Raw genomic sequence first — 17,611 nt, forward strand, 5'->3', positions numbered from 1 at the left:
ATTTTTATAGATTATCATAATAAATAATTTCTGATGTGGTAATAAAGTTAAGTTTCTTATAAAGATTATATGCCGGAACGTTTTCTTTTGTAACGTGAAGTATAATATTTTGGCATATATTTTTTATATCATATAAAGAATATTGTAAAAGAAGTTTGCTGTAACCATTGCCACGAAAAGCTTCATTAATTTCAACATTATGAATGCATCCACAGGTTTCAAAAATGCTTACGAAACAGGAACCAATGTTGTTATTATCTTTAAAAATCTCAAATATAATTTCATCTTCATTTTCTGTTTTCTTAAAATCAATTGAACAGTCAAAGGATGAAGGCTTTTCAACAATGTTGTCTGTGTTAATAACCATTGAACATTCAGTGGTACTTGGATAATAACCATTGATTCTAAGAAAATTTGGAGCTGTCTTATTATCTTTTGCAACAGGAATGGAAATATAGAAATCTTCCATTTCATAAGAAAGCTTCTCCATAAGATAATTGCCAATGTTATTATTGCGATATTCGGGCAATACAAAGCCACAAATTTCTGCAGTTGATTCATCTATGAGATAGATGGAAATAAAACCTACAATTGTTTTATCTTTTTTTGCAATAATGACTTTTGAATAATCATCTTCTAAAGTATTATTATCTTTTATATTTTCATTCGGTTCATTATCAATAGTTGTTTCACAATCCTCGTTATCAATAAAAAATGTATTCTTAACATTATCAAAATTATTACATATATTAGCAATATTAGACAGATCTTCATAAAGTTTATCATTTATTTCAGATATAAATTCAAACGTAAGATTATCTAAATCTATTTCAGAGCTATTTTTTGCATTAGAATTACAATTATTATTAGAATCACAATCTGTTTTAAAATCATAGTTCATATTATTAGTCTCCGCTTTCAATAAAAATTACTTAATTAGAGTATCATAAAGATAAAAATAATCCAACAAAAATAGTAAAACCTTATGGAATGTGGTATATTGTTTTAGGTAAAATCAATATGAAACAGATAATATTAAAATCAAGAATAGAAAGTTAAAAATGGTATAGCATATGAAATTAAAAATAGGTTCTCATGTTGGAATGAGTGGAAAGGATATGCTTTTAGGTTCAGCTAAGGAAGCTTATTCATATGGAGCAAATGTCTTTATGGCGTATACAGGTGCTCCACAAAATACGCGCAGAAAAGAAATAAGTGAATTAAAAATAAAAGAAGCATGGGAGTATATGGCACATCATAATATAGATGAAATAGTGATTCACGCACCATATATTATTAATCTTGCCAATACAATTAAGCCTGAAACTTACGAAATAGCAGAAAAGTTTTTGGCAACAGAATTGGAAAGAACAGAGGCAATGGGAAGCAGAATTATGGTTCTTCATCCGGGTTCACATGTTGGAGCAGGAGTTGATGCAGGAATTAATCAGATAGTGAAAGGCATTAACAATGTGCTAACTAAGGATAGTAAGGCATGTATTGCCCTTGAAACAATGGCAGGAAAGGGCAGCGAAATAGGAAGAAATTTTGAAGAACTTGCAAGAATATATGATGGAGTAGTTTACAATGACAAGCTTAGAGTTTGTTTTGATACATGTCATGTTAATGATGCCGGGTATGACCTTGTTAACGATTTAAGCGGAGTTTTTGAGAAGTTTGATAAAGTTATCGGAACAGACCAGATTGGTGTTTTTCATATTAATGATAGCAAGAACGTGCTTGGTGCAGGAAAAGACCGACACGAAAATATAGGTTTTGGAAACATTGGATATGACACTTTAAGACAAATAATTTATATGGAACAGTTTGAAAATATTCCAAAGATTCTTGAAACACCTTATGTTAAAGATCCGGAAAACAGCAAAAAATCTTATGCACCATATAAGTTTGAAATAGAAATGATTAAGAAAGGAGAGTTTAATACTAACTTGCAGAATGAAATCCTGCAAAATGGCAGATAGTATTATGGACAGTTTAATTTATAGCTTAAATGCTACAGTACCCGTTTTTGTGGTTATTGTAGTTGGATATTTACTTAAAAGAATAGGATGGATAAATCAGGGATTTATTGAGGCATCCAATAAAATAAATTTTAAAGTTACTTTGCCAGCACTTTTAATACAGGATATGGTAAACAATAACTTTATGGAAAAATTTGAATTAGGTTATGTTATTTTTTGTGCCGTTGCAACAACAATAAGCATACTTACAATGTGGTTTCTTGCAAGAATTTTTATGAAAGATAAATCAATTATAGGAGAGTTTGTACAGGCTTCCTACAGAAGCAGCGCTGCAGTACTTGGAGCGGCATTTATCTTAAATATTTATTCAGATACGGGAATGGTTCCATTGATGATAATTGGTGCAGTTCCACTTTACAACATATTTGCTGTAATAATTCTTACAGTTGAATGTCCCGAAAAAGGTGCAGGTCAGTCAAAAACTTTGTCATCAACGTTAAAGGGAATAGCTACAAACCCTATTATTTTAAGTATTGTTGCAGGGGTTATTTTGTCAGTGCTTAATGTACATTTTCCTAAAATGCTTGATAACACCATTTCTAATTTTTCAAAGATGGCAACACCACTTGCACTTATTGCAATAGGTGGAAGTTTTGAGTTTGGCAAGGCACTTCAAAAGATTAAACCGGCAGTTATAGCAACTGCAATGAAGCTTGTTGGCTGGGCTTTAGTATTTCTTCCAATTGCAATATGGATTGGATATAGGGACGCAAAATTAATGGCAATAGTAATTATGCTTGCCTCACCAGCAACACCAAGTTGTTACATAATGTCAAGAAGTATGCACAGCGAAGGAACTCTAACAAGCAGTGTTATTGTTTTGACAACAATGTGTTCAGCATTCACAATTACGGCAATTATCTATATTTTAAGAGCAATGGGACTTGTTTAAAAGAAAAAGAAAGGTAATTCATTTAGGAATTATGTGGTATTGAAATGAAAAGAGAAGAACAAAAAATAGAAAATACATGGAAAATGGAAGATATGTATTCTTCTGATCAGGCTATGGAAAATGATTTAGACAAAGCCTTAAAAATGATATCAGAATATAACAAATATAAAGATAATGTTTCGAAGAATAAGGAGACATTATTAGAATATTTGAAATTTAATGATGAAATAAACCTTATGGCAGAAAAAGTTTATGTATATTCCAATCAGAAATATCATGAAGATATGACAAATTCTAAGTATCAGACATATTCTGGTAAAGCTCAAAAATTAGTTGTAGAGCTTGGTAGTGCAACAGCATTTTTTGAACCGGAAATTCTTGAAATGGATGAGAATGTTTTAAAGGAATGGTTGGAAAATAAGGAATTTGCCGATTATAGAAGATATATTAGTGAAATACTAAGAGCAAAGGCTCATACATTAGATAAGAAGACGGAAGAAATTCTTGCAAAAAGTAAACGTATGGCAAGTGCTGCTGACAATATTTATGCTATGTATAATGGAGCAGACATTGATTTCCCAACAGTTAAGGATAAGGATGGCAATGAAATAAAGATAACACATGGCAATTTTGTGCCGATTTTAAGTGGCGCTGACAGGCAGCTTAGAAAAGCTGCGTTTAAGGCTTTATATGGCACATATGGAAAAATGAAAAATACTATTGCGGCAACATATAATGCCAATGTGGAACAGGCTTGTTTTTATGCTGATGTAAGAAATTATCCTTCAACTAGAGCAATGTATTTGGATGAAAGCAATATTCCGGAGGAAGTCTATGACAACTTAATTGAAGTTGTTCATGAACATATGGACTTAATGCACAGATATGTGTCGCTTAGAAAGAAAGCTTTAGGTGTTGATCAACTTCATATGTATGATGTTTATGCACCTATAGTGGAAACTCCTGATAAAAAAATTCCTTTTGAAAAGGCTAAAGAAATGGTTAAGGCAGGTCTTGCACCAATGGGCAAAGACTATATTAACAAACTTCAGGAAGGTTTTGACAATCGTTGGATAGATATTTATGAAAATGAAGGAAAAAGAAGTGGGGCATATTCATGGGGAGCCTACGGGATACATCCTTATGTTCTTTTAAACTATCAGGGAACATTAGATCATGTATTTACTTTGGCACATGAAATGGGTCACGCCCTTCACTCATATTATTCAGATTCAAACCAGAGCTATATCAATGCCGGATATAAGATATTTGTGGCAGAAGTGGCATCAACATGCAATGAGTCATTATTAATACACTATTTGCTAAAAAATACTGATAACAAGGCTGAAAAAGCTTACTTAATAAATCATTTTCTTGAACAGTTTAAGGGGACATTATATCGCCAGACTATGTTTGCAGAATTTGAAAAAATAACTCATAAGATGGTTGAAGAAGGTGAAACTCTTACAAGCGACATTCTTTGCAAAGTATATTATGATTTAAATAAGCAATATTTTGGCGAAGATATGGTATTAGACGAAGAAATTGCTTTGGAATGGGCAAGAATTCCACATTTCTACAATCCATTTTATGTATACCAGTATGCAACAGGAATTTCTGCTGCAATAGCATTATCTAAGAAAATAATGGAACAGGGCGAAGCAGGAGTTAAGGACTACATGAAATTCTTAACAGGCGGCGGCTCAAAGGATCCAATCGATTTGCTTAAATTAGCAGGAGTGGATATGACAACAAAAGAACCAATAGAAAAAGCACTGGAATTATTTAAAGAATTATTAGACCAAATGGAACAATCCTTTTTATCCATAGATACTAATGCATAATAAGTTGCTTTATTATTACGAAAACATATATACGCCCTGTCTTGATTTTACTATATGAAAAGTTTTAAGCATTAGTTTATCATAATATATAATCCTTTCTTTGGCACAAATGTTTGGAAAGACAACATATGTTTAGTTTGATGAATTTGTACTTGTTAAAAAAACAAGACTGTATTATTCTAATTTTATACGAAAATATAGTAAACAAAAATAAATGATTATTGAAAAAAGAAAAGAAAAAATAAATAAAAAATAAGTTTTTATAAGAATGGGAGTGTTAATGAACAGAGAAAACTGGCTAAAAAATATTGAAGGTGCTGTTTTTGATTTAGATGGTACCCTTCTCGATAGCTCATGGGTATGGGAAAAGGTAGATGAAAAATTTTTAGGTGACAGAGGCTTTCAGGTTCCGGATGATTATGTAGATGAGATTTCTCCTCTTGGTGCTGAGAGAGCAGCAGTTTATACAATAGAACGATTTGGCTTAAACGAAGACAAAGATGATATTGTAAGGGAATGGATTGAAATGGCAAAAAAGGAATATGCAACAGAGGTTGTATGCAAGCCTTATGCGAAAGAATTTCTTGAAGAACTACATAAACTTAATATAAAGATGGCAGTGGCAACATCCTCAGACAGAGAACTTTTTATGAAAACATTGGAGCGTGAAGGAATATTAAAATATTTTCAGAAAATAGTGACAGTGGATGAAGTTGAACGTGGAAAAGGTTATCCTGACATATATGAGGAAGCTGCAAGACGAATAAAAGTTAATCCACATAAATGCCTTGTGTTTGAGGATATTTTAGCGGGTGTAACAGGAGCATCACTTGGAGAGTTTAATGTTGTGGCAGTCTTCGATGAAAAGTCGAAACATAACTGGGAAAAAATCAAGAGTATATCAAAGTATAGCATTAATGATTATAAAGAATTATTGTAGAAGTAGTGATAAAAAATTATAAAATAATATTAAAAAATATATTGACAGATGTGTAAAGCTATGATACTATTTTTCTTGCGTGTGAAGCACACGTACAATGCGCGAGTGGCTCAGTGGTGGAGCACCTCCTTGCCAAGGAGGGGGCCGCGGGTTCGATCCCCGTCTCGCGCTTTTTTTTTTACATTTTTAGGAGTTTTTTGTGTTTGTACATATATATGGAAAATCTTAAAATTAAAACACTTTCCTAAAAAATTAATCCCATATATAAAAATAGGATACTAGCAAATAGCTCTTTAAAAGTGTATAATTGCAATGAATATTTAATCAAATGAAAGAGAGGTTTATGAAATGAAAAGATTAAAGAAATTTGGTGCGATTATTTGTGCCATTGCAATGATAGTATCTTCGATTACATACTATCCAACAAGCAATGTAAGTGCAGCAAAAACAGCAACATCATTACCTGAGAAAAAAGTAATAGGACTTGTTGCTAATAGCAAAAGTGGTTCGGATACAATTGAAAATGCAATTATGTTTGCATGGGCAGGAGCCGATGACCCAGCAAATGTAGCTGGATATGATCCAACAGTTACATCAACAGTTATTTATATTTACAAGGATGGAAAGTTAGTTACAAAGATTGGTAATGCTACAAAAGGCGGTGTAGTAGGTGGACTTTCAGCAGGTTCATATACAGCACAGGCTGCAAATGTAAACAGCATGGGTGAGGGACCATTATCAGAAACAGTTAGCTTTACAGTAACAGGAGCAACTCTTAATTACACATATCCTGTTAATTGCATAGGTCCAAAAACACCGGCGGGATTAAGTTATATTACAGGAAATCCGGAAGTTCCTGCTGACAATCCGGCGCAGAAAGACAATAAATTAGGTGTTGCATGGGCACCATCATCAGAAGCAAGTATTCCATCAGCAGATTCATCAGTTGTAGGATACAATTTATATTTATTTGATGCAAAGACAGGTACACCTTACAGACGTGTATATGTAGACGGAATTACCAAGTCAAATGTTATATTGGAAAGTGTATCGGCAGGTGAATATTTGGCATATTTATCAGCAGTGGATGCAGAAGGCAGAGAGTCAGCTTTGGCGGCAACATCATTTGGTCAGTCATCAAAGGTTACTGTTAAAGGTCAGGTTATAGATAATGCACAGTCATTTGACAAACCAAATCAGCCAACATTACCAGATGGACTTTCAATTTTAACAGAAGGTATAAAATATGGATTTACTATTGCATGGTCTGGTGAGGCAGATTTAACAGGTCAGAGATTGAATCTTTTTGTAGATGGTGTTTGTATCAAGGCAGGAATCAATGGGAGTGTGGCAAGTTACTATGAAAACAGACTTGCGACAGGTACATATGAAGTAGAAGTAAGATCACAGTATACAAGTAACAATGTAGAATCATTTGGATTAAAGAAAACTGTGTCAATTAAGGCAGACCCTGGACTCACAGGAAAAACACCTGCAGAACTTGCAGATCCTGCATATTCAGAATACAAGGAACCAACTACAAATCCAACAACTACTACAAAACCAACTTCAGAAAATGAAACAACCACACCAGTGGCAGTAGAGACAACCACATCAGCAGCAGTAGAAACAACTACAACAAAAGCAGTAGAAACAACTACAACAAAAGCAGTAGAAACTACAACAAATACAAATGCACAAACAACAACTAAAAAACAACCAAGTCAGACTACAATAAAATCATCTGTAAATGTTGGAAAGGCAGTTGTTAAAAAAGCAATTAAAAAGAAAAGTGCTAAGAAAATAAGTCTTACATTGAAGAGAGTTAAAGGCGCAACCAAGTACAAAGTACAGATTGCAAAAGATAAGAGGTTTAAAAAGACAATAGTGACAAAAACAACTAAGAAATTGACATATAGTGTATCAAATAGCAAGTTTAAAAAGGCTAAAAAATTGTATGCAAGAGCAAAAGCCATTGTTGTCAAAGGAGGGGAAACTTATCAGGGCAAATGGTCAAAGCCAAAGCAGGTTAAGATAAAAAAATAAAATTATAAACAGTTAAATAGAAGGGAAAGCCAAAATCCGGTTTTCTCTTCTTTTTTAATGCTTGGAAATAGACAAACAGCCATATGACAAAACGTTACCTCAAGGATTGGGCTTATTCAAAAATTGTAGACTATCAATTAACCGCTAAAGTCTTTGGCAGTATGGCATTAAGCGAGCGTAGGTCTTGTGCTCGAAGGTTCAAAGTCTCACCTACCGGCTCGGTGGTTGCTTTATGTATTTTAAATTTATGCGAAAAAATTGCAAAAAAATGTTGACAGAGTTGTCTGATTATGTTAATATTTTTCTTGCGTGTGACGCACACGTACAATGCGCGAGTGGCTCAGTGGTGGAGCACCTCCTTGCCAAGGAGGGGGCCGCGGGTTCGATCCCCGTCTCGCGCTTTTTTAATGCAAAAAAACAGCATCCTAAAAGGGTGCTGTTTTTTGCATTAAACGAGCCCAATCCTGGGCTCGAAGGTTCGAAGTCTCGCCTGCCGGCTCGGTCGTTGCTCCTGCAAAGCAGGGTCATCCACAGGATGACCGCAACCCGTCTCGCGCTTTTTATAAAAAAGAATCTAAAAGGGTGCTGTTTTTACATTAAGCGAGCGTAGGTCTTGGGCTCGAAGGTTCGAAGTCTCGCCTGCCGGCTCGGTCGTTGCTCCTGCAAAGCAGGGTCATCCACAGGATGACCGCAACCCGTCTCGCGCTTTTCATAAAAAAGAATCTAAAAGGGTGCTGTTTTTACATTAAGCGAGCGTAGGTCTTGTGCTCGAAGGTTCGAAGTCTCGCCTGCCGGTTCAGTGGTTGCTCCTGCGTTAAATGGTATTTTTAGTTTTTTCAAGTAAATACAATTGAGAGATATTAATGTTTTTATGCAGTTTTACATGAAATAAACTATATAACAAAAAGTATAATATTTATTTCACAATAAGTAACTTTTAAAGATAAAACAGTTTTTATTCAATATTTCTATAAAAAACGATTCATTTTTCTTTAATTTTATACAAACTGCACTTGAAAAAGAATGATAAAAATGATATTTTATAGTTAAGTGACAAAAACATATAAAGGAGAATGAAAAAATGAGAAAATTATTCAAGAACTTAACAGCAATCGGTTTATCAGTAACTATGGTTGTTGGTACAGCATCAATGGCATCTGCAGCAGTAGCTAAGGGAACAGATGTATCTAACGGAAAGGCATGGACATCATATTCTATCCATACACGTGAAGATAACGGCTCTTGGGAAGATAAGCTTATCGGAGCAGGACAGAAATATCAGAATAAAGAGAATACATACAAGAGTTATGGTGAAGATGCAAAGATTACAACACAGACATCAAGCAGTTTTACAATGAATGTTGTAAGTACAGGATGGAGTGCTAACTGGACACCAATGGGAACTGTAGGACAGTCTAACCCATGGGGCGTAACAGCAGATAAGGTTGTTAATGTAGAAAGAGGACGTTATTACACAATTTCATTTAAGATTAAGAGTACATTAAAGAATGAAATTATGAAGAGTCAGGACAAGAAAGATGCTAAAGGCAACGTAATTAAGGATAGCGAAGGAAAAGCTATGGGTGAAAATGTTGGTACAGATAAGTACAACTACGTAAAACACATTCACTTTAAAGCATTTGATAACACAGATAAAGATGGTGCAGCTCTTAAGCTTTCAAATGTTAAGGCTACAATCGGTGGTAAGAGCGTTCTTTCAAGCACAAAGGATTTCAGCCCATTTGTTGCACTTGACAGCCAGAACACAGCAGATGACGGATATGTAACAGTATCAGCAGATGTTAAGATTCCATCACTTAGATCAGAATATCAGAAGAAAAAGGCTCAGGCTACATTAGGTATTAAGTTTGCATTTGGTGCATTCTTAAAAGAATACATCGATGAAAACGATATGAGTGGAACAATCGACGTTAAGGACTTCAAGATTACAGCAGGTATCCAGTCACCTTCACAGGTTAAGATTTCTAAAGTGAAAGCTAAGAAGAAAGCTATGGTTGTTAAATATAAGAAAGCAAGCAAGGCTAAGAAATATGAAGTTCAGTACTCATTAAAGAAGAATTTCAAGAAATCAAAAGTTAAGACAACAAAAAAAGCTAAGATCACAATTAAGAAATTAAAATCAGGTAAGAAGTATTATGTAAGAGTTAGAGGATTCTTTATGAACGGAAAGACTAAGGTTTATGGACCATACTCAGCTAAGAAGGTAGTAAAGATTAAATAATATTCTTTCATAAATTATTTACATATTAATAAAAGGGACAATCGGCCGTAATGGTCGGTTGTCTTTTTTCTCTTAAAATGATAGAGTATAAAACATAACTAAAAAGGAAAGGATGTTAACTCAATGGCAATTGATTGGTTAATTTTAGAAAAAATACAACAAATATTCGGTAGTGGATTTTGTGACTGGTTTATGCCTAGAATTACAGTTTTGGGAAATGCAGGGATTATTTGGATTATCATAGGCGTTGCAATGCTTATATCAAAAAAATACCGTAAATATGGAGTTTTGGTTCTTGCGGGGTTGTTAATAGGACTGATTATTGGAAACGGAATAGTGAAAAACGTTGTTCAAAGAGCGAGACCATGTTGGATAGATACAAATTTTAAGATGCTTATAGCAATTCCAAAAGATTATTCATTTCCTTCAGGTCACACACAGGCATCATGTATAGCTACAACAATTATAACGTTAACCAATAAGAAATTCGGTTGGGTGGTTATTCCGCTTGCTATAATAATCGCTTTTTCAAGAATGTATTTATATGTGCATTTTCCAACAGATATATTGGGAGGAGCAGTTCTTGGAATAACAATAGGTGCGTTAACATATGTATATGGAACAAAGATTTTAAAAATAAAAAAAGAATAATCCACAAAATTAAGATTTTAGTGATTTGAAACTATAATCATATAAAGTGATTCTAAAAAATTTTTAAAGAAACATAACAATATTTATACGACAATTCCTATAAAAATAATCGGAATTAAGTTGATTTTATTGTGGCGTTAATGTATACTAGTAGGAGAGTATTTACGACAGAGAGGTATTTAGAGATGATGATTTCTACAAAAGGCAGATACGCTTTAAGAGTTATGATAGATTTGGCTCAGAATGATGGCGAGTCTTTTGTATCACTGAAAGATGTGGCAGAAAGACAGGGAATTTCCATGAAGTATTTGGAAATGATTGTATCGTTATTACATAAAGGACATATGGTAAAGAGTCAGCGAGGCAAAGCAGGCGGATACAAGCTGGTGAAGAAACCGGCAGAATATACAATAGGCTCAATTCTCAAACTTACTGAAGGAACATTGGCACCGGTTGGCTGCCTGGAAGAAGGGGCTGAGAAGTGCGATAGAGCTACTGAATGTATTACATTACCATTGTGGAAGAAATTAGACGACCAGATAGATGAATACTTGGAAAGTGTAACACTGGAAGACTTAGTTGAAGGCAGAGTATAAAAACAAACAGCATAAGAAATAGTATAAGAATAAATTAAGATGTTTAAGACTCCGAAACAGATGTGTATTATCATATTTGTTTCGGATTTTTATTTGAGAAATTACTCTACAATTTCTACTAAAAAATTGAAGGTCAGTTTCTGAACAAAAAAAGAATCTTCAGAAAAACTGAAGATTCTTTTTTTATCTACTTATTTAAACTGGTGTCCGCCAATTGTTAATCTTGCACCTCTTACATATCCACTAAAGAATAAATATGAGTTCATATTTATTGTTCCATAAGAAAGTTTTACGTTCTTATCTCCATTAAGAACAGCCTTAGCAGCTTTAATTGAACCCTTGTCAAGTCGACCACTGTCATATAATGCTAATGATCTGTTTAAAGAACCGTTTCTTGCCGGTGAAAACTGTCCTGGCTGATAAATAACACCACTTAAAGTGTTAGGATAACTTCTAGAACTTACTCTGTTGGCAATTACAATACCAACTGCCTTCTTACCTGCATAACTCTGATCACCAGCTTCACTATAAATAATAGAAGACATAAGTCTTAACTGGTCTTTAGTGTATCTGTTCTTTACCTTTACATTAATTGTTGCATATAAAGCACTGTTATTCTTAGATTTTACAGTAATGACAGCTTTTCCGGCTTTTTTCGCTTTAATCTTTCCTGAAGAAGAAATTGTTGCAACTTTTGTTTTATTAGATACTAATGTGAAATTTTTTAATTTTGTTTTATTTAATTTTATGTCTTTTTTAATACTAGCCTTTTTGTTTACCTTTATAGTCTTGTTAACTGTAATTGATTTAACATATGCCGGAGTAGTTGTTTTGGCTACCGGAGTAGTTGTTTCTACGGCAATCACTGTTGTAGGGTTCTCAACAGTGGTAGTTTCGTTTTCGGCATGAACTGCAATTGTAGTAGATGCACACATCAAAAATGCTACTGAAAGTAAACCTATAAATTTATGTTTCAAAATAACCTCCATCTGTTACAAAAATGTTACATAGATATTACGGTTATTAATAATGCCAAAAAAAATGTAATTTGTCAAGGGGGTATTTGTAACAATTTGCAAATATTAAGTTATTACATTATAATAAAGCAGGAAAAAACGGGAAAAAATAATAAAAAAAGAAAAAAAGTTATTTACAAATTAAAAATTAGGTTATATAATTCCTAGTGCAGAGATAGGAAAAAGAGATTTAAATATAGAATGGAGGTTACTCAAATGTATATATATGCAGATAATGCGGCTACTACTAAAACTAGTCAGGCTGCAATTAAAGCGATGAATGAGTGTATGGAAGATTTTTATGGAAATCCATCAAGTCTTCATAGTGTTGGACAGAGAGCAGCAGAAAAGCTACTTCAGGCAAGAATGGACGTGGCAGAATGCTTAGGTGCAGACTTTAAAGAAATTTATTTTACATCAGGTGGAAGCGAAGCTGACAATCAGGCAATCATTTCAGCAGCTACATTTGGTGCAAAAAAAGGAAAGAAACATATTATTTCTACTAAAATAGAGCATCACGCAGTTCTCCATACATTAGCTAAGTTAGAAAAACAGGGATTTGAAGTTACATTATTAGATGTAAACGAAAAGGGCGTAGTTGATCCTAAGGCAGTTGAAGACGCAATTAGAGAAGATACAGCTCTTGTATCAATAATGTATGCAAATAATGAAATAGGAACAATTGAACCAATTACAGAGATTGGTGAGATTTGTGAAAGGAAGGGAGTTATCTTCCATACAGATGCAGTTCAGGCAGTTGGACATGTTGATATTGATGTTAAGAAACAAAAAATTGATATGTTATCATTATCAGCTCATAAGTTCCACGGACCAAAGGGCGTAGGTGTTCTTTATGCTAATAAGAAGGTTCCACTTACTAATATTATAGAAGGTGGTGCACAGGAAAGAGGTAAGAGAGCGGGTACAGAGAACCTTCCCGGAATAGTTGGTATGGCTGTAGCTTTAAAGGATGCTGTATCTAATATAGAAAAATCAAGTGCAAAAGTTACAACTTTAAGAGACAGACTTATTGAAGGACTTTCAAAGATTGAACACTCAGTTTTAAACGGAGCAAGCGAAAACAGATTACCGGGTAATGTAAACTTCTGTTTTGAAGGAATCGAAGGAGAATCATTACTTTTATTATTAGATGCTAAAGGTATTGCAGCATCTTCAGGTTCAGCATGTACATCAGGATCACTTGATCCAAGTCATGTTTTACTTGCAATTGGCAGACCTCATGAAGTAGCTCATGGATCATTAAGACTTACAATAGCAGAAGACATTACAGAAGAACAGATTGACTATATGGTTAAGGAAATTAAAAATGTAGTTGATTATCTTAGAAGCATTTCACCGGTTTGGGATGAATTACAGAGAGGAGAGCAAAAGCATGTTATATAGTGAAAAAGTAATGGATCATTTTATGAATCCTAGAAACGTAGGAAAGATTGATGACGCAGACGGAGTAGGCGAAGTTGGTAATGCTAAATGTGGCGACATTATGAAAATATATATAAAGGTTGACAATAACATCATAACTGACGTAAAATTTAATACATTCGGATGTGGTTCTGCTATAGCAAGTAGTTCAATGGCAACAGAAATGATTAAAGGAAAGTCATTAGATGATGCATTGGAACTTACAAACAAGGCAGTAGCTGAAGCTTTAGACGGACTTCCTGCACATAAGATGCATTGTTCAGTACTTGCAGAGGAAGCTATTAAGGCTGCTATAGACGATTATAAAGAAAAACATAAAGATAATTAATTACTGAAATATATTTTCTTTATAAAGAGGAATCACCTGAAATTATAAAAGCGTAAGCGAGATTAAAAGGTGAGAAATGATTAGAGATATTCAGGAAGAGATTCTTAAATTAAAGAAAGAAAAGGATATCTGTATTTTGGCACATTGCTACCAGAATCCGGAAATCCTTGAAGTAGCTGACTTTACAGGTGACAGTTTTGCATTGTCTGTTAAAGCAGCAGAAACAAAAAACAAGACTGTTATTATGTGTGGTGTAAAATTTATGGCTGAAACAGTTAAGATTTTATCCCCTGATAAGACAGTTTTGCTTGCAAATGGTGACGCAGGCTGTCCAATGGCAGAAATGATGGACAAGGATTTAATTGAACAGGTTAAGAAGTCTTACAGTGATTATACAGTTGTTGCTTACATTAATACAACAAGTGAATTAAAGACTATTTGTGATATTTGTGTTACTTCATCATCAGCAGTTACTATTTGTAACAAAATTGAAAATGACAAGATTTTATTTATTCCTGACTGTAACTTAGGTGACTGGGTTTCTAAACAGATTCCTGACAAGACATTTAAGTTGTTATCAGGCGGATGTCCAACTCATGCAAGAATGAGTGCAGAGGATGTTAAGAAGGCTAAGGCTGCACACCCTAATGCATTGTTCCTTGTACATCCTGAATGTAAGCCTGAAGTTGTGGAATTAGCAGATTATGTTGGTTCAACAACAGGAATTATGAACTATGCCAAGGAAAGCGATGCTAAAGAGTTTATTATTGGAACAGAGAATAGTATTGTAACTCATCTTCAGATGGAATGTCCGGATAAGATGTTTTATCCATTATCAAAGGACTGCGTTTGTCACAATATGAAAGCAACAACTTTAACTGATGTATTAAATTGTTGTAAGGGTATTGGCGGCTTAGAAATTAATCTTGACGAAGATACAAGAACTAAGGCAAAACACTGTATTGATGAAATGATTAGGTTAGGGTAAATGAAAAAGGCATTAATAGCAATGAGCGGTGGCGTAGACAGTAGTGTGGCTGCCGTATTTATGAAAGAAAAAGGATACGACCCTATTGGGGTAACAATGAAGTTATATGACAATGAGGATATTAACATGTCAAAGGAGAAGACATGTTGTTCTCTAAGTGATGTGGAAGATGCCAGAAGTGTAGCTTACAAAGTTGGTTTTCCTTATTATGTTTTTAATTTTAAGGCAGAATTTAAGGAGAAGGTTATAGACAAGTTTGTAGGTTGCTATATGTGTGGCATGACTCCTAATCCATGCATTGACTGTAACAGATATTTAAAGTTTGAAGAGTTATATAGAAGAGCAAAAGCTTTGGGCTGTGATGTGATAGTAACAGGTCATTATGCTAGAATCAGATTTGATGAAGCTACAGGCAAGTACCAGCTTATGAAGGGAATAGATGATTCAAAAGACCAGAGTTATGTTCTTTATCATATGACTCAGGAACAGCTTGCTCATACAATGTTTCCTTTAGGAGAATATACTAAAGATGAAATAAGAAAGAAAGCAGCTGAGACAGGACTTATTAATGCAGACAAACATGATAGTCAGGATATTTGTTTCATACCTGATGGAAATCATATGAAGTTCATTGAGGAGTATACTCACAAGAAAGTTGGTAAAGGTAATTTCCTTGATATTAATGGCAAGGTTATAGGTCAGCACAACGGGTATTACAGATATACAGTAGGTCAGCGAAAAGGGATTAATGTTAACCGTGATGGCAAGCATTATGTTCTTGAAATCAGACCGGAAACAAATGAAGTTGTAGTTGGACGAAACAAAGATCTTTTCACAGAAGAACTTGTTGCAACAGACTTTAACTGGATATCAGGTGAAGCTCCAACAGGAGAAATAAAGGTAAGTGGAAGAACAAGATATCATCAGCCATTAACAGAAGGTGTGGCAAAAGTACTTGAAAACGGTGATGTTAAGGTATCTTTTGACGAACCAATAAGAGCCATTACAAAAGGACAGTCAGTTGTATTATATGATGGAGACGTTGTTCTTGGTGGCGGAACAATAAAAGAATGTTAGAAAGCCTGTGGAACAGGTGGAGAATAAAGAGCTAGAATACCATAAGGATTGGTAGGCTGGCATTGAAAAGAGTTAGAATGCGAGATGTGTTCTGGCTCTTTTTTGCCCTTAAATATTATGAATTTTATAGCAATTTTTAAATATTTGACTTGAATTTGATAAATCACGGGGCGTGGAGAGCATCTCGAACGACTTCATGTTGAAAATAAAGAACGAATCTTTAAAATTAGCCTGGATTAGTTTACATAATATAGGAAACAAAAAGCTTGATAGAGAAATGTACCACAAAATACGGCAATTTAGCTATTTTTGTGGTACGCACACAGAAAGCAAGTCAGTATAAGTAACATATTGGTCGACATAACAAAATAATATAAGTCAATATGTGACAAATTTAAAAATGAAGCAAGAATAAGTGACATAATTAGTTTACATAAATTGAAAACGTACCACAAAAAATGAGAAAATAGCGATATTTGTGGTACATATAGGAAAAGACAAAAATAGAGAGAAAAAAACGACAAATTTATATTGAAATGTGTATCAAAAACACTATTTATTTGATACTATAGAATTACCAAATACAGAACGGAAAATATAAGACAAAAGAGGGGGATTAACATGATTAATATAGCGATATGTGATGATGACACTTTTTTTATTGATTACATAGAAAAAGTTATTGTAGAAGTGAACGGAAGCGATAAGGATATAAATTTTTATGAATACACTAAAGGCAAGGTATTTCTGTGGGATGTGGAAGATGGAATGGATATCGACTTGCTGATTTTGGATATTAAACTTGATGATGCAATGGGAGATCAGGTTGCAGTAGAATTTAGAAAAAAACATTTAAATACAACATTGGTTTTTTGCTCAGGTTTTTGTAATCCGTCTCCTGAAATGATAAAGATTGCACCGTATAGATTTTTAATTAAACAGTATTCACGAGAAAAAATGCTGGATGAATGTGAGGAAATAATAGATTATCTTAAAAATAAGAGAACGGCACCAATGATTAAAGGGTATAAGGAAAGAGAGCATTTTCAGATTGAGTCGGATGACATTATGTATATATCAATTGCAAGAAGAGGGACGAACATACATGTGTGTCCAAGAGGACTGAAAAATAACAATAATAATGTATTTCATTGTAAGAAGAAAATAGAGGATTTGTATGAACAGTTGAAGGAATATAATTTTGTATATGCTCATAATAGCTATATAGTAAATTTAAAATACATAAAAAAACGTGTAAAAGAGGAAATTGAATTAATGAATGGGGAAACATTGTCAGTTTCAAGAGCAAGGACTGCAGAGCTAAAAAAACGCATGGTGGAATATATGGAAACTAAGTACGAAAGATAAAAGTTTTCTATAGTACAAAAATTGACCAAAATAGATACAAAAATTGACCAAAAAGATATTGTTACGAAAAATATAATATTATGGAAGTAGCAAGAAACGGAAAATTTTAATATCTAAGGAGAAAAAATTAAAAATGAG

The 17,611-nt window shown here is 33.7% G+C and carries 15 protein-coding genes and 2 tRNA genes; 15 read left to right on the forward strand and 2 right to left on the reverse strand.

The annotated features are described in order from the left end of the window. Positions 1–4: 4 nt before the first annotated feature. Positions 5–901 (reverse strand): GNAT family N-acetyltransferase, encoded by an 897-nt coding sequence (locus NQ558_RS06430; protein ID WP_005363621.1) that lies wholly within the window; start codon positions 899–901, stop codon positions 5–7. Positions 902–1,073: 172 nt separating this feature from the next. Between NQ558_RS06430 and NQ558_RS06435 the strand changes: the two genes are divergently transcribed. From NQ558_RS06435 to NQ558_RS06480, 10 genes are all read left to right on the forward strand, one after another. Beyond that, a complete protein-coding gene (locus NQ558_RS06435; protein WP_005363622.1) occupies positions 1,074–1,982 on the forward strand; it encodes a deoxyribonuclease IV in 909 nt (302 codons plus the stop codon). Further along, positions 1,972–2,934: an AEC family transporter gene (locus NQ558_RS06440; RefSeq protein WP_005363623.1), complete on the forward strand. Its 963-nt coding sequence runs from the start codon at positions 1,972–1,974 to the stop codon at positions 2,932–2,934. Before NQ558_RS06435 ends, NQ558_RS06440 begins: the two co-directional genes overlap by 11 nt. 44 nt (positions 2,935–2,978) lie before the next feature. Next, complete coding sequence (pepF, locus tag NQ558_RS06445; protein ID WP_005363624.1) at positions 2,979–4,778, forward strand: oligoendopeptidase F; 1,800 nt, start codon at positions 2,979–2,981, stop codon at positions 4,776–4,778. A gap of 280 nt (positions 4,779–5,058) precedes the next feature. Beyond that, positions 5,059–5,718 carry an HAD family hydrolase gene (locus NQ558_RS06450; protein WP_040447332.1) on the forward strand — a complete coding sequence of 220 codons (660 nt, stop codon included), beginning with the start codon at positions 5,059–5,061 and terminating at the stop codon, positions 5,716–5,718. Positions 5,719–5,817: 99 nt separating this feature from the next. After that, a tRNA-Gly gene (locus tag NQ558_RS06455) sits at positions 5,818–5,889 on the forward strand. Positions 5,890–6,066: 177 nt separating this feature from the next. Continuing rightward, positions 6,067–7,764 carry a hypothetical protein gene (locus NQ558_RS06460; protein WP_005363629.1) on the forward strand — a complete coding sequence of 566 codons (1,698 nt, stop codon included), beginning with the start codon at positions 6,067–6,069 and terminating at the stop codon, positions 7,762–7,764. A gap of 329 nt (positions 7,765–8,093) precedes the next feature. Then, positions 8,094–8,165: transfer RNA gene (locus tag NQ558_RS06465), tRNA-Gly, on the forward strand. A gap of 680 nt (positions 8,166–8,845) precedes the next feature. Continuing rightward, complete coding sequence (locus tag NQ558_RS06470) at positions 8,846–10,006, forward strand: fibronectin type III domain-containing protein (RefSeq protein ID WP_005363631.1); 1,161 nt, start codon at positions 8,846–8,848, stop codon at positions 10,004–10,006. A 123-nt stretch (positions 10,007–10,129) separates the two neighbouring features. Then, positions 10,130–10,657: a phosphatase PAP2 family protein gene (locus NQ558_RS06475; protein WP_005363633.1), complete on the forward strand. Its 528-nt coding sequence runs from the start codon at positions 10,130–10,132 to the stop codon at positions 10,655–10,657. Positions 10,658–10,842: 185 nt separating this feature from the next. Beyond that, positions 10,843–11,253 carry an RrF2 family transcriptional regulator gene (locus tag NQ558_RS06480; RefSeq protein WP_040447334.1) on the forward strand — a complete coding sequence of 137 codons (411 nt, stop codon included), beginning with the start codon at positions 10,843–10,845 and terminating at the stop codon, positions 11,251–11,253. Positions 11,254–11,444: 191 nt separating this feature from the next. Here the strand turns inward: NQ558_RS06480 and NQ558_RS06485 are convergent, their stop codons facing one another. Then, a complete protein-coding gene (locus NQ558_RS06485) occupies positions 11,445–12,230 on the reverse strand; it encodes a cell wall hydrolase (protein WP_050750991.1) in 786 nt (261 codons plus the stop codon). A 255-nt stretch (positions 12,231–12,485) separates the two neighbouring features. Between NQ558_RS06485 and nifS the strand changes: the two genes are divergently transcribed. The 5 genes from nifS (at position 12,486) to NQ558_RS06510 (ending at position 17,473) form a co-directional block, all read left to right on the forward strand. Next, positions 12,486–13,673, forward strand: coding sequence for a cysteine desulfurase NifS (gene nifS / locus NQ558_RS06490; protein ID WP_040447336.1), 1,188 nt, complete (start codon positions 12,486–12,488; stop codon positions 13,671–13,673). Continuing rightward, a complete protein-coding gene (gene nifU / locus NQ558_RS06495) occupies positions 13,663–14,040 on the forward strand; it encodes a Fe-S cluster assembly scaffold protein NifU (protein ID WP_005363647.1) in 378 nt (125 codons plus the stop codon). Before nifS ends, nifU begins: the two co-directional genes overlap by 11 nt. A 76-nt stretch (positions 14,041–14,116) precedes the next feature. After that, positions 14,117–15,028 carry a quinolinate synthase NadA gene (gene nadA, locus NQ558_RS06500; RefSeq protein WP_005363650.1) on the forward strand — a complete coding sequence of 304 codons (912 nt, stop codon included), beginning with the start codon at positions 14,117–14,119 and terminating at the stop codon, positions 15,026–15,028. Then, positions 15,029–16,105, forward strand: coding sequence for a tRNA 2-thiouridine(34) synthase MnmA (gene mnmA, locus NQ558_RS06505; RefSeq protein WP_005363652.1), 1,077 nt, complete (start codon positions 15,029–15,031; stop codon positions 16,103–16,105). Between the two features lie 621 nt (positions 16,106–16,726). Then, on the forward strand, positions 16,727–17,473 hold the full coding sequence (locus NQ558_RS06510; protein ID WP_005363653.1) for a LytR/AlgR family response regulator transcription factor: 747 nt from the start codon (positions 16,727–16,729) through the stop codon (positions 17,471–17,473). Positions 17,474–17,611: the final 138 nt, after the last annotated feature.

This window comes from Eubacterium ventriosum (assembly GCF_025150745.1).
Classification (GTDB): Bacteria; Bacillota; Clostridia; order Lachnospirales; family Lachnospiraceae; genus Eubacterium_G; species Eubacterium_G ventriosum.